Here is an 18,252-nt window from a genome sequence, read left to right as displayed (position 1 = left end):
GCGGGCGTCAAGTCCGGTTTGACAACGCCGCGACGGCGGCGCGCAGGTCGCGCGCGTATTCACGACCGTGCCGGGTCTGCGGCCGCAGCCCACTGCGCGACAGGACGATCTCCATCACGACTTCCGGGCGGAAGGGGCGTACCACCAAGTCGCCGAAGTTGCGCCATGGGACCAGCCCGTCCACCAACGCAATTCCCAGGCCGTGCTGGACCAGGGGCAAGGCAGCGATCGACATGGATACTTCGATCTGCACCTGTGGCTGCACATCCGCCTCGCGGAATGCCCGCTCAACCAACTTGCCCATGGGCGTTTGCGCGCCGTAGCTGATCAGAGCGTGTCCGAGCAGATCAGCCGGCGTCACAACCTCAAGACCGGCCAGCGGCGAATCCGGCCGCATCAGCGCCACGATCCCGGCTTTGCCCAGGGACTCGCACCGCAACTGCGCCTCGGCAGACCAGCGCATGCTCACGCCGAGATCGATGTCGCCCAGCAGGATGTGTTCGTCGATGGCCTCGGCAGAAAGCGTCTGCAGCACGACGCGCAGCCCGGGATTGCGCTGGCGGAAGCGCTCCGTGGCGTAAGGGAGCAAGGCGAAAGTCGCCGGCGCACTCGCTCCGACGCGGAGCAATCCGAGCTGCTTGTCGCGGATGCGGTCCGACAGGCCCTTGAGGACTTCGATCTCGCGAAAGATCCGGTCGGCGTCGCGGTACAGCAGCTGTGCCTCCGCGGTCGGCACCAGCCGGCCACCGAGGCGCTCGAACAGCGAGTAGCCGATCTGCGTTTCGAAGTGCCGCAGCAACTTGCTGACCGCCGGTTGCGAAACATGAAGCGCCTCGGCGGCGGCGGTCAGAGAGCGGTTGCGCATGACGGCGCGAAATACTTCAAGCTGGCGAGCGTTCATGCAGCAAGCATAACCAAAGGTTTGGTATTTCCAAACACTTGATATTGGCGCTGGCAGGCCGTCCTGCCCAGAATCGACGGCATGAGTCCATCCAATTGCCGCTGCGGCGGAACAAGCAAATGACGGCCGGCCGCTTCATCCGGCTGGCTGAAACGGTTCGCCCCTCGGTGCAACTGATCGCCGACGGCAAGCCGATCGCCGCCCTCGAGGGCGACACCTTGCTCGTCGCCCTGCTCGGCAACATTGCTCACCTGCGGCATTCCGAGTTTGGCGATGGCGTGCGTTCCGGTTTTTGCCTGATGGGCGCCTGCCAGGACTGCTGGGTCTGGACCGAAAGCGGCGAGCGCCTGCGCGCCTGCACAACCGTGGTGCGCGAAGGATTGCGCGTCTGCACCGAACCGCGGGAGGTGACATGGCCCAACCGCGCGTGATCGTCGTCGGCACCGGCCCCGCCGGCGTTCGCTGCGCCGAGGCCCTGGTCGAGGCAGGCCTGATTCCGACCGTTGTCGACGAAGGCCGGCGCGATGGAGGCCAGATCTACCGGCGCCAACCCGAGGGCTTCAAACGTCCCTACGCCAAGCTGTACGGCAGCGAGGCGAAGAAGGCCGAAGACCTGCATCGCAGTTTCGAGGCCATCCGGCCCAAGGTGGATTACCGGCCCGAAACGCTGGCCTGGAACGTGACGGCGAACAAGCTGCACGTGCTGCATGACGGCAACCAGACCTCCACGCTGCCATTCGACGCGTTGGTTGTGTGCAGCGGCGCCACCGACCGGTTGATGCCGGTCGAGGGCTGGAACCTCGCCGGATGCTACAGCCTGGGTGCATCCCAGATCGCGCTGAAGTCGCAGGCCTGCGCCATCGGCCGGCGGGTCGTCTTCATGGGGACCGGACCGTTGCTGTACCTGGTCGCCTCGCAGTATGTCCAGGCCGGTGCCACGGTGCTTGGCGTGCTCGACACATCGCCGTTTTCCCAGCGACTGCGAGCCTTGCCGGCTCTCGCGGTCAGACCCGGCCTGCTGCTCAAGGGGTTGGCGCTGGACCGCGTCCTGCGCAAGGCCGGCGTCGCGGTCCACAGCGGCGTCACTCCCCTGCGCGTCACCGGTGCGGCAGCAACGGGTGTCCAGGGGGTGACGGTGCGCAAGAGTGACGGTGGCGAACTGCACTTCGACTGCGACGCTGTTGCCCTGGGCTACCACCTGCGCGCGGAAAGCCAGCTGGCCGATCTGGCGCGCTGCGAATTCCGGTTCGACAGCGAGTCGCGCCAATGGCTGCCGAAGATCGACAGCGATGGACGCAGCACGACCGCGGGCGTCTATCTCGCCGGCGACGGAGCGCGCATCCTTGGCGCCGATGGCGCCGAAGCGGCAGGCCGCCTGGCGGCGCTGGCGGTGCTGTCCGATCTGGGACGGCCGGTGTCGCCGGACCCGATGCCGGCGCTGCGGCGCACCCTGGACAAGATGGACCGCTTCCGCCGGGGCCTGATCACGGCCTTCCCCTGGCCCCATGCCCAGGCGGCTGCTCTGCCCGATTCGGCCGTGGTCTGCCGCTGCGAAACGATCACGGCCGGAGAACTGCGGCGCGTGGTCAACGAGATGGGCGGCAGCGAAATGAACCGTGCGAAGGCGTTCAGCCGGGTCGGCATGGGCCGCTGCCAGGGCCGCTTCTGCGGCCACGCGGCGGCCGAGGTGGTGGCGCACGCCGCCGGCATTCCGATCGAGATGGTCGGCCGCCTGCGCGGACAAGGGCCCGTCAAGCCGTTGCCGATGGCGGCGCTCGAGAATGCGGGAGGCGTCGATGTCTGAAGATCAGAAGGCCGACGTCATCATCGTCGGCGGCGGCCTGATGGGCGCGGCCAGCGCATTCTTCCTGCGCAGGCGCGGCCGCTCGGTGATCCTGCTGGAACGCGGCCTGGTGGGCCAGCAGGCCAGCGGCGTCAACTTCGGCAACGTGCGGCGCCAGGGCCGGTACCTGCCGCAACTGCCACTGGCACATCGCTCGCGGGCAGTGTGGGACCAGATGAAGGAACTGCTCGGCGACGACGCCGAGTTCCTGGTGACAGGCCATGTGCGTGGCGTCTACGACGAGGCGCAGGCGGAGGTGGTTGAGAAATATGCCAGCGACGCGCGCGGCTGGGGCCTGGACCTTGAAATTGTCGGCGGAAGCGAGTTCCGCCGCCGCTTCCCCTTCTTTGGCCCCGAGGTCATCTGCGGCTCCTATTCGCCGAACGACGGCCACGCAAATCCACGGCTGGCGGCTCCGGCTTTCGGTCGAGCGGCAGCGCGCGCGGGGGCGCAGGTGATAGAGAACTGCGAAGTAATTGCTGTCGACAAGGACGGCGAGGACTTCCGCGTGCAGACAGCCGACGGCCGGACCTTCCGCGCGCCGTGCGCCCTGATTTGCGCGGGCGCCTGGGGCGATAAGCTGTCCGCCGCCTTTGGCGAGCCCGTGCCGATGACGCCACAGGGACCCACTATGGGCGTGACCGAGCCGGTGCCCTACGGAATCATCCCGGTGGTTGGCGTGTCGACGAAGGTGCACCATGAGGTGGTTTACTTCCGCCAGGTCAAGCGCGGGAATATCGTGTTCGGCGGCGGGCTGCGCGGCCCTGCCTACCCGGATCTCAAGCGGGCCTACGTGCTGCCGGAGAACACGCTTCTTCAGCTGCGCGAGCTGCGGCGCCTTGCGCCGGTGCTTGGCAAGCTACAGGTGCTGCGCACCTGGAGCGGCATCGAGGGCTACATGCGCGACGATCTGCCGGTCATGGGCCCCAGCGGCCGGGTCAGCGGCCTGTACTACGCCTTCGGCTTCTGCGGCCACGGCTTCCAGCTCGGCCCCGGGGTCGGCGACGTGATGGCTGAACTGATAGCCACGGGCGCCACCAGTACGCCGATCGAGCCTTTCCATATTCGACGCTTTGCCGTCCAGCCGGTGTCCTCATGGGCGCCCGCCTCCACCGCTGCGCAGGCAATTGCCTGACGCATTCCCAAGATACTTCCTGGAGCTTTACCGATGTCAGTGACCGTCCACCCCGCAGAATCCCTTGTCGCCGACGACAGGGCACGCCGCTTCCATGAGAGCAACCTCGTATTCGACGGGTTGGCGATCGCCTATGTGCTCGATGAGAAGTTCACCCGACGCGCGATCGAGGGGGGGGTCAATGCCGCCAACGTGACCTTCGCGTTGGAGGAGAACTGGGACAAGACGCTGCAGAACTTCGAGCGCCACCTGGCCAAGATCGACAAGAGTCCGCTGCTGATGCTGTGCAAGACGGCCGACGACGTTCTCGTCGCCAAGCAGAAAGGCAAACTCGGCATCGTGATCGGCACCCAAGGTGCCAGCATGATCGAGGACCAGGACCAGTTCTGGCGCATTGAAGCCATGACCCGGATGGGCCTGCGCTTCCTGGGTCTGGCCTACACCACGGCCAACGCGCTCGGCGACGGCTGCGGCGAGAAGCGCGACGCGGGCCTCACTTATCTGGGCGAGGACCTGATCTCCTTGGTCAATACCCTGCCGCTGATGCTGGACCTGTCGCACTGCGGCCACCGCACCCGGGCCGAAGCGGCGGCGCTGGCACGGGCACCCGTTTGCACCCACTCGAACAGCGACGAACTGCGCAGCAATGGTCGCAACACGACGGACGCCACCGTCAAGGCGATGGCGGCCAAGGGCGGAATGATCGGCGTTTGCGGCCTGCCGCAGTCGCTGGCCGACGAGACGCCAACCCTCGACGACCTGCTCAACCATCTGGACCACTTCGTCAAGCTGGTGGGCGTAAACCACGTCGGCATCGGGATGGACTATGTCGAGGCCTTCCAGGAAGCCGCAACCGTGGTGGCCCCGCCGAGCGTCGTGACCTGGCGTACCCGCCGTCCCGATATCTTCGGGCCGCTGTCCGCTTTCGGCCGCCAGTCGTATCCGATCGGCGTCGAGTCGGTGCGCAAGCTTCCGAACCTGACCCAAGGCCTGTTCGACCGCGGCTATTCGGAGGACGATGTGAAGGCCCTGCTCGGCGGCAGCTGGCTGCGTGCCATGCGCAAGTTCTGCGGTTGAATGGGCGCACATGCCCCCGAGCCATCCACGAAGGACAACAGACCATGCATGCCACCCGTAGAAAATTCTTGAGTGCCCTGTCCAGCCTGCCCCTGCTCGCAAGCGGTGTCCTCAGGCCCCGACTTGCGATGGCGCAAGATCGTTACCCCAGTCACCCCATCAAGCTGATCGTTCCGTTCGGCCCGGGCAGCAGCACGGACATCGCCGCAAGAACATGGGGCGAAGTGATCGGCAAGCAGCTGGGCGGCGCGTCGGTCATCGTCGACAATCGGACGGGCGCCGGCGGCAACATCGGGGCCACAGCGGTCGCACGCTCCACACCCGATGGGTACACGCTTCTCTACAGCACGGCCACCACGTGGGCCATCGCGCCCTTGATCTACCCGGACCTTTCCTACCAGCCCACGCGCGATTTCCTGCCCGTTGCGGTGACGACTACCGTACCCACCTTCCTGGTGGTCAGTGGGGACAGCGACATCCGCACATTCCAGGACCTCGCCACCCGCATCAAGGCAGCTCCGGATCGCCACAACTACGGCTCGAACGGCGTGGGTGCGAATAGTCACCTCACCTGCAAGCTGCTGGCCAACCGCCTCGGCGTGCCCAACCTCCTGCACGTGCCGTTCAAGCAGGGATCGCAAGGCGTGATGTCCGAGGTGATGGCAGGCCGGATCACCTTCGCGGTCGATTCCTGGTCCGTCGTCGGCCCGCTCGTCCGCGCGGGCCGGCTACGCGCGCTTGGTACGACCGCCAGCAAGCGCCTCGCGGTCGCGCCCGAGGTTCCGACGTTGGCGGAAATCCTGAAGCAGGAGTTCGACACCACCACCTGGAGCGGTCTCTGGGCGCCTGCGGGCACACCCATGGAGATCGTCACCCGCCTGCACGAAGGACTCGCGGCAGGCCGCAAGAATGCCGCCCTGGCCAAGCAGTTCGAAGAACAGGGAACCCCTTTGATGCCCGACATGTCGCTTGCGCGCGTGAACGTGTTCATGCAGCAGGAAATCGATCGCTGGAAAGTCATGGTGAAGGAAGCCCAGATCACCGTCTAGGAACAAGATACTCGCGCCTTACTGATCCCTCCCACCCTCCAACCCTACCGGAGACATGACATGAACGAACGCAAAGAGCTCGACCTATTGATCGGACCCGCAGACAGCACGCGCATCCACGACGCGTTGAAGCGGGGGGCGAGCCGGCGCGACGTCCTCACGATGCTGATGGCCGGCGGCATGCAGGCCGCGCTTGCGGGCGGCATTGCAACGGCGGCGACCAACGCGCACGCCGCCGAAACGCCGAAGAAGGGCGGGCGCATCAAGGTGGCGGGCGCCACCGCCGCTGTGAGCGACACGCTCGACCCGGCGAAACAGTCGAACCACACCGACTACATCCGCGGGTTCATGTTCTACAACGGGCTCACGTACCTGGACGGCAGCCTGACGCCGCAACCGTCACTGGCCGAGGAGTTCACGACGAAGGACGCGAAGACCTGGGTGTTCAAGCTGCGCAAGGACGTGACCTTCCACGACGGCAAGCCGCTGACGCCGCAAGACGTGATCTTCTCGATCATGCGCCACAAGAACCCCGCGACGGCCTCGAAGGCCAAGGTGCTGGCCGACCCCATTGACGAGGTGACCGCCACCGGTCCGAATGAAGTGACGATCCGCCTCGCAACGCCGAACGCGGACCTGCCGGTGGTCCTGGGCACGTATCACTTCCACATCGTCAAGGACGGCACAACCGATTTCAACGCTGGTATCGGCACGGGTCCCTACAAGGTCAAGGAATTCAGGCCGGGCGTGCGCTCTGTGGCCATCCGCAACGACAACTACTGGAAGCCGAACCGGCCGTACGTCGACGAGATCGAATACGTGGGAATCGGCGATGAATCGGCGCGCATCAATGCACTGCTGTCAGATGAACTGGATCTGATCGGATCGGTGAACCCGCGCTCGATCGACCGCATCAACTCCACCGGCAAACATGCGATCTTCGAGACAAAAGCCGGCACCTACACGGACATGGTCGTTCGCCTGGACAGCGCGCCCGGCAACAACCCCGACTTCGTGAAGGCGATCAAGTACCTGTTCAATCGTGAGCAGATGCTCAAGTCGATCATGATCGGTCGCGGGGTGGTGGCCAACGACCAACCCATCGATCCCAGCAACCGGTTCTACTTCAAGGGCCTCAAGCAGCGGGCGTACGACCCCGACAAGGCGAAGTTCCACTTCCAGAAATCAGGCATCGGCAGCACGGCGGTACCCCTGGTGGTGTCGCCTGCCGCGACCAGCTCGGTCGAGATCGGCCTGGTGCTTCAGCACGCGGCCAAGCAGATCGGCATGAACCTCGATGTGCGCCGCATGCCGGCGGACGGCTACTGGTCGCAGCACTGGATGAAGCATCCGGTGGGATTCGGCGCGGTCAACCCGCGCCCCAGCGCCGATGTCCTGCTCACGTCCTTCTTCAAGTCCGATGCGCCGTGGAACGAATCGGCGTGGAAGAGCGAGAAGTTCGACCAGCTGCTCGTCACCGCGCGCGGCGAGCCCGACACTGCAAAGCGCGCGCAGATGTACGCCGACATGCAGGTGATGATCCACGAGGGCAGCGGCATCGGCATCCCGTTCTTCATGTCGAACATCGACGGCCACAGCAAGAAGCTCAAGGGGCTGACGCCGATCCCGCTCGGCGGAATGATGGGCTATACGTTCGCCGAACACGTCTGGCTGGATACATGACTCGGCCGATGCCGGCCGCACCCGCGGCCACGCGCGATCGACGGTAAGGTGTGGAGTTTGAACTCGCAGAGTGGCTGCTAAGGCAGTTCAGCCCACTAAGCCCCACGCCTGTCAAGGCCGCGCAAAGTTCCGGCAAGCGTCCGGATTGAAACGGATTCCACTTGCACCGCATGTGAATGCGGCATTTCCGAAAGGCGGGAATTCATAGACTCATATCCACCCCAACAGCGTGGATCCTTCTATGACATTCAAACCCAAATTCATCAGCTTCGACTGCTACGGCACGCTCATCAACTTCGAGATGGGCCCGACCGCAAACAGCCTGTTCAAAGACCGCGTCCCGGCCGGCCGGATGCCGGCCTTCCTGGACAGCTTTCGGGCCTATCGCCTCGACGAGGTCCTGGGCGAGTGGAAGCCCTTCTTCGAAGTCGTGGAGAATTCGATCCGCCGTGCATGCAAGGCGCACGGCATCGACTGCAAACCGTCGGACGCCGTGGCGCTGTACGATGCCATTCCCACCTGGCAACCACACCCGAACGTGGTCGAGGTTCTGGAGGCGATTGCGCCGCACGTGCCGCTGGTGATCCTCTCGAACTCGATGGTCGATTTGATCCCGGCGAGCGTCGCCCACCTGAAGGCGAAGTTCCACGCGGTCTACACCGCCGAGGAAGCGCACGCGTATAAACCGCGCTTTCAGACCTTCGAGTACATGTTCGACCAGCTCGGATGCGCGCCTGACCAGATGATGCACGTCTCGTCGAGCTTCCGCTACGACCTGATGACGGCCTCCGACCTGGGCTTCATGGCGAAGGCCTTCATCGACCGCGGGCATGAGCCGACTTCCGACGCCTACGGTGTCAGCCGTTTGACCGACGTCCGCCAGCTTCCCGGCCTGCTCGGCCTATGACCGAACTGAGCACCACCGTGCCCGCCCTCGCGCCGGCGGCAGTGGAGGCCCTGGTCCGCCGCATCTACGGCATCGAGGGCTCCACCCGGCCATTGGCGGGCGAGCGCGACCAGAACTGCCTGGTGGAGGCGGCCGATGGCTGTCGCTACGTCCTCAAGATCAGCAATCCGTCCGAGTCACCCGCGGTCGTCGACTTCCAGATCGCGGCGCTCGACCACATCGCCCGCATGTCACCGGACCAGCCGGTGCCGCGCGTCGTGCGGACACTGGAAGGACACACACACGACACGGTCGTGCTCAACGGGGGCGTTCAGACACGCGTGCGCATGCTGAGCTACCTGGACGGCATCCAGATCCGCGAGACCGTGCGCACCGCCGCGCAGCGGCGCGCCATGGGAGCCGGGCTCGCCGGCTTGAACCGCGCGCTGCACGGCTTCGCGCATCCGGGCGCGGCGCATGACCTGCTGTGGAACGTCGCCACGGCGCATCGGCTGGGCGCACAGCTCGACAGCCTCGTGGACGGCAAGCACCGCGCGCTGGCCCAGGCCTTCATGACGCGCTTCACGACGCACGTGCTGCCGCGCCTGTCATCGCTGCGGTCCCAGGTGATCCACAACGACTACCACCTCTACAACGTGCTGGTCGCCCCCGACGACCCCGCGCGCATCGTGGGCATCATCGACTTCGGCGACATGGTGCACGCACCGCTCGTCGGCGAGGTGGCGACGGCCGCCGCCTTCCACATGGCCGGCAACGCTGATCCTTTCGAGGGACCGGCCCAGTTCGTGGCCGCCTATCACGCGGTGCTGCCGCTGACCGGCGCCGAACAGGAGGTCGTTGCCGATCTCCTGGCCACGCGCCACCTCATCACGGCGCTGATCTCGGAATGGCGCGCCGCGCGCTATCCAGAGAACCGCGCCTACATCATGCGACACAACCCCGCGGCGTGGGAAGGCTTGTCCCAGATGGCCGATCTTTCCCGCGACACAGCACGCGACCGGCTGCTGGCCGGCGTACACGTACAAACAGGAGCCATTCTATGAAAAGCACCACCGACCTCAACATGGTCAATGCCTATATCCCCGGCCGCGCCGACGTGGGCCCGGCTACCGCGCAAATGATCGCGCGCCGCGACGCCCTGCTCGGCCCGGCCTACCGCCTGATGTATGAACGGCCGCTGCACATCGTGCGGGGCGAAGGCGCCTGGCTGATCGACCCCGAGGGGCGCCGCTATCTCGACGCCTACAACAACGTCACCTCGCTCGGGCATTGCCATCCGGCGGTGACCGAGGCGATCTGCCGGCAGGTGCAGACGCTGGCCACCAACACGCGCTATCTGCACGACACGATTCTCGAACTGGCCGAACGCCTGCTCGCGAGCGTGCCGGGGACCGATCTGGCCCACCTGATGCTGACCTGCACGGGCAGCGAGGCCAACGACCTCGCCTATCGCATCGCGAAGGTCCGCACCGGTGGCACCGGCATGATCGTGACCGACACCGCGTATCACGGCATCACCGACGCCGTGTCGCAATTCTCGCCGTCGCTGGGCGTGACCGTCGATCTCGGCGCGCATGTGCGCCTGGTGCCGGCTCCGCGCCTGTATCACGCCGGGGGCGCCGACCTGTCCGAACGCTTCACCCGCGACGTCGAGGCGGCTATCGCCGACCTGCGGCGCCATGGCATCAAGCCGGCCGCGCTGATTGTCGATTCGCTGTTCACCAGCGACGGCATCCTCCCCGGACCGCAAGGCTTCCTGAAGGGCGCGGTCGACGCGATCAAGCGGGCCGGCGGCCTGTTCATTGCCGACGAAGTCCAACCCGGCTTCGGCCGGACCGGCGAACACCTTTGGGGTTTCCAGCGTCATGGCGTCGTGCCCGACATCGTCACGATGGGCAAACCCATGGGCAACGGCCAACCGATTGCGGGACTGCTGGCGACCGCCGACGTCCTGGCCGAATTCGGCAAGCACTCGCGTTACTTCAACACCTTCGCGGGCAATACCGTCTCCTGCGCGGCGGCACTGGCGGTACTGGACACGATAGAGCGAGCCCGGCTGGTGCAGCATGCCGCCAAGGTGGGGAAGATCCTGCACGACGGCGTCGCCGCCCTTGCAGCCCGGCACGAGGCTATCGGTGATGTGCGCGGGGCGGGCCTGTTTGTCGGGGTCGAACTCGTCTCTGACCGGGCATCGCGCGCGCCGGATCGCAGCCTGACGAGCCAGGTGGTCAACCGGATGCGCGACAAGGGCGTGCTGATCAGCGCCTGTGCGATGGGGCACAACGTGCTCAAGATCCGCCCGCCCCTGGTGCTGTCGGCGGACCAGGCCGCCCTCGTCATCCAGGCGCTCGACGAATCCCTGGCCGAAGCGCGCACGGCCGGCACGCACTAGCCGCGATCGGCATCCGGCGCTACCATCCGGGCATGACCCCAGCAGTGTCCCTCGACCGCTTCGACCTCAAGATCCTCGCACACCTCGAGCGCGAGGGGCGCTGCTCGAATGTCGAGTTGGCCGACGCCGTCGGCCTCAGCCAGAGCCCGTGCCTGGTACGGACGAAACGGCTGCAGGACATCGGCGTGATTCGCGGCTATGGCGCCGACATCGCGCTGGAAAAGCTGGGCAATTGTGTGGTCGTTTTTTCCGAGGTGACGATCAGCAGCCATCGGCCTCCCGACTTCCGCAAGTTCGAAGCGGCCGCTGATCGGCACCGCGAAATCGTGGAGTGGTACAACGTCAGTGGCGGTTACGACTATCTGTTGAAAATCGTGGCGCCGAGCGTCGCCCATTTTCAGGAGCTGATGGAGCGCCTGCTGCTGGACGATATCGGCATCGAGAAGTTCACGAGCCGGATCGTTTTGCGCCAGTCATCCGGCAAGCGCACGCATCCGCTCCATCTCATCGCGGGGCAGCGAAACCACGTCTAATCAAAGAAGTCGAGAGCCCGGTAATACGCGCCCACGAAGGGCAGAAACCACGGCGGCCCGAAATGGCCCGGCACGAAACGCCAGCGCAGGTCACGCAGCGGGTTGGCGGCCGGATTGCCTGCAATGGTCTGCGCCATGGCATCGCCCATCAACGTCGCCAGCTGCGTGCCGCTTCCGCTGTAACCCATTGCGTAATGCAGTCCGCCGGCGCTGCCCGCACGCGGCAGGCGGTCAATCGTCATGTCGAGCACGCCGCCCCAGCAATAATCGATGCGCACCCCGTGCAATTGGGGGAACACCTTGTACAACGTGCGCTGCAGGATCGCGCCGCTTTTCGCGTCCGAGTCGGGGCTGGACAACGCAAAGCGGGCGCGGCCCCCGAACAGCAATCGTCGATCCGGCGTCATGCGGAAGTAATTGCCGACGTTCAAGGTCGTGGTTGCATTGCGGTTGCCCGGCATCACCGAGGCCGCCAGTTCCGGCGACAGAGGCTCGGTTGCGATGAGGAAACTGCCCACCGGAATGATGCGGCGGCGGAACCAGGCGAACGGACCGCGCTGGCAGGTTCCCGCGGCAACGAGCACCTGGTCCGCCTCGACCCGACCGTGTGGCGTTTGCAAACGAAACCTCCCACCCGATGCACGTTCCAGGGCGGTTACGGGCGTGTGCACGTGGATGCGCGCTCCCTGGCTCGCCGCCACATGGGCCATGCCCACGCCGAAGCGGCCCATGTGCATCTGCGCGCTTCGTGGCCACACCAGCCCGCCGTGGAACTGGTCGGATCCAACTTCACCGCGAATCGATTCCGGTCCGACCAGGTAGATGTCCGGATCGATATCGCCATACAACTGCCGGTGCGCAGCTTGCAGTTTCTCGAAATGGTGAGGCCGTGCAGCGAGCTTGATTTTCCCGTTGCGGCGGAAGTCGCAGTCGATCTGCTCGCGAGTCACGACCTGCTCGACACAGTCCACACCGCGGCCGTAGAGCTGGTAGAGCGCACGCGCTTGCTGATGGCCAATGCGTCCTGCCGCCGCGCCGAAATCAAAAGGCATCCCGGTATTGCAGTGGCCGCCATTGCGGCCCGACGCCTCCGTCACCACCTGGCCGGCTTCGAGCACCACGACCTTGGCGCCCTGCCGGGCGAGCGTGAGCGCGGCCGAGAGGCCGGTGAAGCCCGCCCCGATGACGGCGACGTCGGCGCGCCCACCGAGTTCGCCGGGGCTGGCCGCCGCCTCGAACGGAGGCGCTGTTTCATGCCAATAAGAGCTGTTCTTCATTCAGTCGTCAGCAGGCGTCTCAGGAAGTCACGGGTGCGCGGGTTCTGCGGACGACCGAGCAGTTCCGCGGGCGGCCCCTGCTCGACCAGCACGCCGCCGTCGAGGAAGAGCACGCGATCCGCCACCTCCCGCGCGAAACCCATCTCATGGGTGACGACGACCATGGTCATGCCTTCGTCGGCGAGCGCGCGCATGACGGCGAGAACTTCCCCGACGAGTTCCGGATCGAGCGCCGAGGTCGGCTCATCGAACAGGATCGCGTCCGGGTTCATGCTCAGCGCGCGGGCTATGGCGACGCGCTGTTGCTGGCCGCCAGAGAGCTGCGCCGGATAGGTGTCGATCTTGGCGCCAAGGCCGACGCGTTCCAGCAGATCGCGCGAGCGGGCGAGAACTTTCTCGCGCGACTCCTTCTTCACATGGATCGGACCTTCCGCGACGTTCTCCAGCGCAGTGCGGTGCGGGAACAGGTTGAAGCGCTGGAACACCATGGCGACCCGGGTGCGGACCTGGCGGATCCTGCGGGAGGCGCTCTCGACCCGCTCGCCATGGACGGTGATCTCGCCGCCCTGGTAGGTCTCCAGCCCGTTGATGCAGCGCAGCAGCGTGGACTTGCCCGAGCCGGACGGCCCGATGATGCAGACCACCTCGCCCTTCTCGACCGAGAACGAGACGTCGTGGATCACCTCGTGCGAGCCGAACGACTTGCGGATGTTGCGCAGTTCGATGATGCTCATTGGGATTTCCTCATCCGCCGTTCGAGCCAGCCGTTGAACGCCGTGAGGGGCAAGCTCATGGCGAGATACATCAACGCGACCATCGTGAACACCGTGGTGTTCTGGAAGGTGGAGGAAGCGAGCAGCTTGCCCTGCAGCGACAACTCGGCGACGGTGATCGTCGAGGCGAGGGAGGAGTCCTTCAGCAGCATGACCATCGTGCTGCCATAGGGCGGCAAGGCTACCCGCACCGCCTGCGGCAGGATCACGCGCCGCATCAGCAGGCCCCAGCCCATGCCGATGGACAGGGCCGCCTCCGTCTGGCCGCGATCGATCGCCTCGATGCCGGAGCGGAACATCTCGGCCATATAGGGGGAATAGGCGATCCCGAGACCGAGGATCGCCGCCTGCACCGCCGTGAGCGAGAGCCCGAAGTCCGGACCGACGAAATAGATGTAGAACAGCGTGACCATACCGGGGATGCCGCGCACGACGACGATCACCGTGCGCGCCGTCCAGGCGAGCTGGGGGATGCCGCCCACCCGCATGAATGCCAGGACCAGGCCCAGCACGGTTGCAAGTGCGAAGGCGCCTAGCGTCACCAGCACGGTGAGGTAGACGCCCTGCATCAGGATCGGCAGGAACGCCGATGCCTGGTTCAGGACTTGGGACATGACTCCGGGGTGGGGCTCAGAGGCCCCACTTCTTCAGGATCGCGTCGAGCCGGCCGTCCTTCTGCATGGTTTCCAGGCTCTTGTCGATCCTGGCCATGAGTTCCTTGTTGCCCTGCTTCACCGCGATGTTGATCGGCCCGATCATTCCCGGCTTGTAGGATTTGACGAGCCGCACCTGCGGGAAGTTGCCCTGCGAAAGGTTGTAGGCGAGGATCGGGTAGTCGCCCACGCCGGCTTCCAGGCGGCCATTGGAGACGTCGCGCAGGATGTCGCCCAGCGAATCGTAGGCGTTGACCTGGGCGGCTCCGCTCTGCACCTTGAGGAATTCGAGATAGCGGGTACCAATCTGGCCGCCGATCTTCTTGCCCTTGAGGTCCGCGACGGCGGCATAGCCCGTGGCGTCCGTGGCCGGCACGACAAGTCCTTCGCCATACGAGTAGACGTTCTTGCTGAAGTCAACGACCTTGGCGCGCTCGGGTGAGCCGGTCATCGCGGCCGAGATGACGTCGATCTTGCCCGAGGTCAGCGCCGCGATCAGCGTGGAAAACGGCATCGGCTGGATCTCGACCTTGAAGCCGGCGTCCTTGCCGATCTCCTCGATGACGTCGACCATCATGCCCTGGATGGTGTTGGTCTTCGCGTCGAGGAAGGTGAAGGGCACGCCGGTCGGAGTGGAGCCGACCTTCAGGACGGTCTGTGCCTGCGCGGCCGCAGCCGCGCCGAGCATGGCAATCGTAACGAGAGTCCTCTTGATCCACATGGTGGTTGTTCCTTATTTTGTGATGGCAGACGCCCGTCGCCTGCCGATTGGCACTTCGTTGATTCGTGTCATGCCGGAGTTGAGTGTCGCGACTCTCGAGCAGCGAATGAGCCTGATAGTCGAGGGACGGAAAGCACAAAATGACGCATTTTCGATGCTCGGCAGCATCTTGTGTTTGCGCCGGGGTCACTGCGACTGTCATGGAACTTGAAAAGTTGTGCTGCGCCGGCTTCAGCGCGCCGCCATGCTCAAGCTGACGCCGTGACGCGGCCCACGACATCCGCCACCATCCACTCCGGGCTGGCGAGCACCGGCTTGCCGGTTCGCGTCTCCAGCTCGCTGCACAGATGCGCCAGCGAGGCTTGCGCCAGTACCAGCCGGTCGACCCGCGGCGCTAGCGCGAGCGCGGCCTGCATCACCAGGGCGTCGTGCTCTTCGCGCTGGCCGGCCGCCAGCGCGGCGAAGGCGCCCTCTACCCATAGCGGTTCGGCGTGAACCTGGGTCCCGGACGCTGCGGAGTGTTCGGCGAGCAACCCACGGCTGGGTTCCAGTGTGGATTTCGTTGTGCACACCAGGCCGACCCGGCCGTCCGACTTGGCGGCATGGCCATACATGGCGTCGTCGATCTTCACAATGGGCACCGGCACCACATGGCGCGCGATGTCGACGGCAGGTGAAGTGGACGAGCAGGTAAAGACGATCAGGTCGGCGCCCGCGTCGGCCGCGAGGGTGGCCAGCCCGACCACGCGCCGCGTGATCCCCGGCGAAGGCCCATCACGCAGCAGGTCCTGCAGGACGCTCTCGTCCAGCATGTGGAAGCAGCGCGTGTTCGGCAACTCTTTCTGGAAGCGCGGCCGAAACCGTTCGACCAGCATGGCGACGGTGTGAATGAAGGCGACTGAACGGATCATGCGCTTTGGATCACGTAGAACTTCGCGACGCGATCGCTGCTCTCCCATCCAACCGGCGCGCCCTGAGGCACGAAAAGCGCATCGCCGGCGCCCGCCGACAGCACGCTGCCATCCGGGGTTGCAAACCGCACGCTGCCGGCCAGGAGATGCATGAACTCGTTCACGCGATGCGGGCGAACAATCCGGTGGTACGGTGTGGAATCCCAGGTGCCCGCACGGTACTCCGCGCCGTCGTCGGTGAAGACGTTGTCGCTGCGGCATTGCGGGGCCGGGCCCAGGAGCACCTCCGCCGGCAGCGACGCGGACGGCTTGAAGTCGGCGTCGGCGCGCAGAGGGGTGAGGCCGCGCCTCGTCGGCTTGTCGCAAGCGGCCGCGCAAAACGAAAACCGCACGCGCGATCCGGCCAGGATGCGAAGCGCCGTACCGCACCCGATGACGGCACCCGCTTGGGGACCGAGCACCAGCGGGGCCGCCCCGTCCGCTGTCAGGGTCAGCTCGCCTTCCGCCACGACGATGGTTTCGATGTGGGGAAAGCTTGCGACTGCCAGCTCACCGATGAAGCTGGTTCGGCCCGCGATCATGGATTGGGGTCCTTCCCACGCTATTTCGCGATTTCGCGCAAAGGGGTCGTCCTTGCCGAACGCCGCCCGGCGAAAAGAGGTTGAAACGGGTGCGCCGTCGGCACGGTGCAGCATTAGGGCCACGGTCATGATTGCTCCTGCGCATTGCGCGATGATTTCACTTGAAACTTGGCAGGGGTAGTGGTCATGCGTCCAACCAGACGTGTTCGGCGAAGGCGTAGCCCATCATTCCCCCGAGCGGGATTGGCGACAGGCCCTTGAGCTTCTTGCTGTGCCCATCGAGGTTGGACATGAAGAACGGGATGCCGATACCGCCCTGCTCGTGGATCATGACCTGCATGTCGGCGTACATCTGCGTGCGTTTTGCCAGATCGGTTTCGCCGCGCGCGGCCACAAGCAGCTGGTCGAACTTTTCGTTCTTCCAGCCCGCTTCGTTCCAGGGCGCATCCGACTTGAAGAACTGCGTCAGGAGCACATCGGCGCTGGGGCGCGGAAGGATATTGCCGAAGCCCACCGGGTGCTTCATCCAGTGCTGCGACCAGTAGCCGTCGGCGGGCATGCGGCGCACGTCCAGGTTCAGGCCGGCCTGCTTGGCTGCGTGCTGCAGGACCAGCCCCATTTCCACCGAGTTGGTTGCGGCGGGCGAGACCACCAACGGAATGGGGGTGCTGCCCAAGTTGGCCTTCTGCACATGCCACTTGGCCTTGTCGGCATCGTACGGACGCTGCTTGAGGCCTTTGAAGTAGAAGCGGTTGGTCGGGTCGATCGGCTGGTCGTTGGCCACCACCCCATAACCCTGCACGATGGACTTGAGCATCTGCTCGCGATTGAACAGGTACTTCATGGCCAACACGAAGTCCGGGTTGCTGCCGGGGCTGCTGTCGCGCCGCATCACAAGGTCCGTGTACGTGCCGGCCCTGCTCTCGAAGATCGCATGCTTGCTGGAAGCCTTGACCCGATCGACCGAGCGCGAGTTGACCGAGCCGATCAGGTCCAGCTCGCCGGTCAGCAGCGCGTTGACCCGCGCCGTTTCGTCGCCGATGCCCACATACTCGATCTCGTCCAGGTACGGGCGATTCGGCTTCCAGTAATTTTCATTGCGCACGCCCACCGACCTGACGCCGGGCTTGAACTCCTTGACCTTGTAAGGCCCCGTGCCGATGCCGGCGTTGAAATCGGTGGTGCCGTCCTTGACGATCAGGAAGTGGAAAGTGCCCAGGATCACGGGCAGATCGGCATTGGGGCCCGTGAGCGTGACGGTGACTTCGCTCGGCCCGGTGGCCTTCACGTCCTCGATCTGGTCGGCCAGCGACTTGGCCTTGGAGCCGCTCGCCGGATTCTTGTGACGCATGATCGAAAACACCACGTCGGCGGGCGTGAGCGCCTTGCCGTCGTGGAACGTCACGCCTTTGCGCAGCTTGAAGACCCAAACCTTCCCATCGGTGCTTGTGAACTCCTCGGCCAGCGCGGGCTGCGGCGTCAGGCTGCCATCCAGCGAGGTGAGCCCGTTGTAGAACATGCAAGCGCGGATGTAGTCGGTGTGGTTGGAACCCCGGGCCGGATCCAGCGTGTCGCTGACGGCCGCCGTCGCGCCGGCCACCTTGATGCGGCCGCCGCGGCGCGGCGTCTGCGCATGCGCCGTGGCCGCGACGCTCGCGATGCTGCCGGCGAGTGCCGCCTGCATGCCGCCCGCCATCATCAACGCAAGGACATCGCGGCGGCTCGCGCCGCGATGCAATGCACCCAGGATGCGCTGGCTTTCTTCCGGGCCGATCAGTTCGCCCAACTGCGTGTTGTGTTCCATGGATCTCGCCCT

Annotated in this window: 18 protein-coding genes; 10 read left to right on the top strand and 8 right to left on the bottom strand. The window is 65.5% G+C overall.

Features of this window, described 5'->3' with window-relative positions:
• Window positions 1–7: 7 nt before the first annotated feature.
• A complete protein-coding gene (locus tag AC1DS5_RS16330; protein WP_477719299.1) occupies window positions 8–901 on the bottom strand; it encodes a LysR family transcriptional regulator in 894 nt (297 codons plus the stop codon).
• 119 nt (window positions 902–1,020) lie between these two features.
• On the opposite strand from AC1DS5_RS16330, the gene AC1DS5_RS16325 reads away from it, so the two are divergent.
• From AC1DS5_RS16325 to AC1DS5_RS16280, 10 genes are all read left to right on the top strand, one after another.
• Window positions 1,021–1,332: a (2Fe-2S)-binding protein gene (locus AC1DS5_RS16325; RefSeq protein WP_477719298.1), complete on the top strand. Its 312-nt coding sequence runs from the start codon at window positions 1,021–1,023 to the stop codon at window positions 1,330–1,332.
• On the top strand, window positions 1,314–2,705 hold the full coding sequence (locus tag AC1DS5_RS16320) for an FAD/NAD(P)-dependent oxidoreductase (protein WP_477719297.1): 1,392 nt from the start codon (window positions 1,314–1,316) through the stop codon (window positions 2,703–2,705). Before AC1DS5_RS16325 ends, AC1DS5_RS16320 begins: the two co-directional genes overlap by 19 nt.
• Window positions 2,698–3,879, top strand: a complete 1,182-nt coding sequence (locus tag AC1DS5_RS16315) for an NAD(P)/FAD-dependent oxidoreductase (RefSeq protein WP_477719296.1) — start codon at window positions 2,698–2,700, stop codon at window positions 3,877–3,879. The genes AC1DS5_RS16320 and AC1DS5_RS16315 overlap by 8 nt, the downstream gene beginning before the upstream one ends.
• Before the next feature lie 33 nt (window positions 3,880–3,912).
• Entirely contained in the window at window positions 3,913–4,956 is a 1,044-nt protein-coding gene (locus tag AC1DS5_RS16310; RefSeq protein WP_477719295.1) for a membrane dipeptidase, read from the top strand.
• A 44-nt stretch (window positions 4,957–5,000) separates the two neighbouring features.
• The gene (locus AC1DS5_RS16305) at window positions 5,001–6,005 is read left to right on the top strand and encodes a Bug family tripartite tricarboxylate transporter substrate binding protein (protein ID WP_477719294.1); all 1,005 of its coding nucleotides are present in this window, start codon (window positions 5,001–5,003) and stop codon (window positions 6,003–6,005) included.
• A gap of 60 nt (window positions 6,006–6,065) precedes the next feature.
• The gene (locus tag AC1DS5_RS16300; RefSeq protein WP_477719293.1) at window positions 6,066–7,688 is read left to right on the top strand and encodes an ABC transporter substrate-binding protein; all 1,623 of its coding nucleotides are present in this window, start codon (window positions 6,066–6,068) and stop codon (window positions 7,686–7,688) included.
• A 241-nt stretch (window positions 7,689–7,929) separates the two neighbouring features.
• Window positions 7,930–8,595 carry a haloacid dehalogenase type II gene (locus tag AC1DS5_RS16295; RefSeq protein WP_477719292.1) on the top strand — a complete coding sequence of 222 codons (666 nt, stop codon included), beginning with the start codon at window positions 7,930–7,932 and terminating at the stop codon, window positions 8,593–8,595.
• Window positions 8,592–9,638, top strand: coding sequence for a phosphotransferase (locus tag AC1DS5_RS16290; RefSeq protein WP_477719291.1), 1,047 nt, complete (start codon window positions 8,592–8,594; stop codon window positions 9,636–9,638). Before AC1DS5_RS16295 ends, AC1DS5_RS16290 begins: the two co-directional genes overlap by 4 nt.
• Entirely contained in the window at window positions 9,635–10,987 is a 1,353-nt protein-coding gene (locus AC1DS5_RS16285; protein WP_477719290.1) for an aspartate aminotransferase family protein, read from the top strand. The genes AC1DS5_RS16290 and AC1DS5_RS16285 overlap by 4 nt, the downstream gene beginning before the upstream one ends.
• A 32-nt stretch (window positions 10,988–11,019) precedes the next feature.
• Window positions 11,020–11,520 carry an Lrp/AsnC family transcriptional regulator gene (locus tag AC1DS5_RS16280; RefSeq protein ID WP_477719289.1) on the top strand — a complete coding sequence of 167 codons (501 nt, stop codon included), beginning with the start codon at window positions 11,020–11,022 and terminating at the stop codon, window positions 11,518–11,520.
• Here AC1DS5_RS16280 and AC1DS5_RS16275 read toward each other — a convergent pair.
• The 7 genes from AC1DS5_RS16275 to AC1DS5_RS16245 form a co-directional block, all read right to left on the bottom strand.
• Window positions 11,517–12,797: an NAD(P)/FAD-dependent oxidoreductase gene (locus AC1DS5_RS16275; RefSeq protein ID WP_477719288.1), complete on the bottom strand. Its 1,281-nt coding sequence runs from the start codon at window positions 12,795–12,797 to the stop codon at window positions 11,517–11,519. The genes AC1DS5_RS16280 and AC1DS5_RS16275 overlap by 4 nt on opposite strands.
• Window positions 12,794–13,525 (bottom strand): amino acid ABC transporter ATP-binding protein, encoded by a 732-nt coding sequence (locus AC1DS5_RS16270; RefSeq protein WP_477719409.1) that lies wholly within the window; start codon window positions 13,523–13,525, stop codon window positions 12,794–12,796. Before AC1DS5_RS16270 ends, AC1DS5_RS16275 begins: the two co-directional genes overlap by 4 nt.
• Window positions 13,526–13,527: 2 nt before the next feature.
• The gene (locus AC1DS5_RS16265) at window positions 13,528–14,184 is read right to left on the bottom strand and encodes an amino acid ABC transporter permease (protein ID WP_477719287.1); all 657 of its coding nucleotides are present in this window, start codon (window positions 14,182–14,184) and stop codon (window positions 13,528–13,530) included.
• A gap of 16 nt (window positions 14,185–14,200) precedes the next feature.
• Window positions 14,201–14,944, bottom strand: a complete 744-nt coding sequence (locus tag AC1DS5_RS16260) for an ABC transporter substrate-binding protein (RefSeq protein ID WP_477719286.1) — start codon at window positions 14,942–14,944, stop codon at window positions 14,201–14,203.
• A 248-nt stretch (window positions 14,945–15,192) separates the two neighbouring features.
• On the bottom strand, window positions 15,193–15,855 hold the full coding sequence (locus AC1DS5_RS16255; RefSeq protein ID WP_477719285.1) for an aspartate/glutamate racemase family protein: 663 nt from the start codon (window positions 15,853–15,855) through the stop codon (window positions 15,193–15,195).
• Complete coding sequence (locus AC1DS5_RS16250) at window positions 15,852–16,565, bottom strand: cupin domain-containing protein (RefSeq protein WP_477719284.1); 714 nt, start codon at window positions 16,563–16,565, stop codon at window positions 15,852–15,854. Before AC1DS5_RS16250 ends, AC1DS5_RS16255 begins: the two co-directional genes overlap by 4 nt.
• 55 nt (window positions 16,566–16,620) lie before the next feature.
• Window positions 16,621–18,240, bottom strand: coding sequence for an ABC transporter substrate-binding protein (locus tag AC1DS5_RS16245; protein WP_477719283.1), 1,620 nt, complete (start codon window positions 18,238–18,240; stop codon window positions 16,621–16,623).
• Between the last annotated feature and the right edge of the window lie 12 nt (window positions 18,241–18,252).

This window comes from Polaromonas sp. P4_H1 (assembly GCF_056400945.1).
The sequence above is the reverse complement of the archived record's forward strand: the minus strand, read 5'-3'. Positions and strand labels throughout refer to the sequence as shown.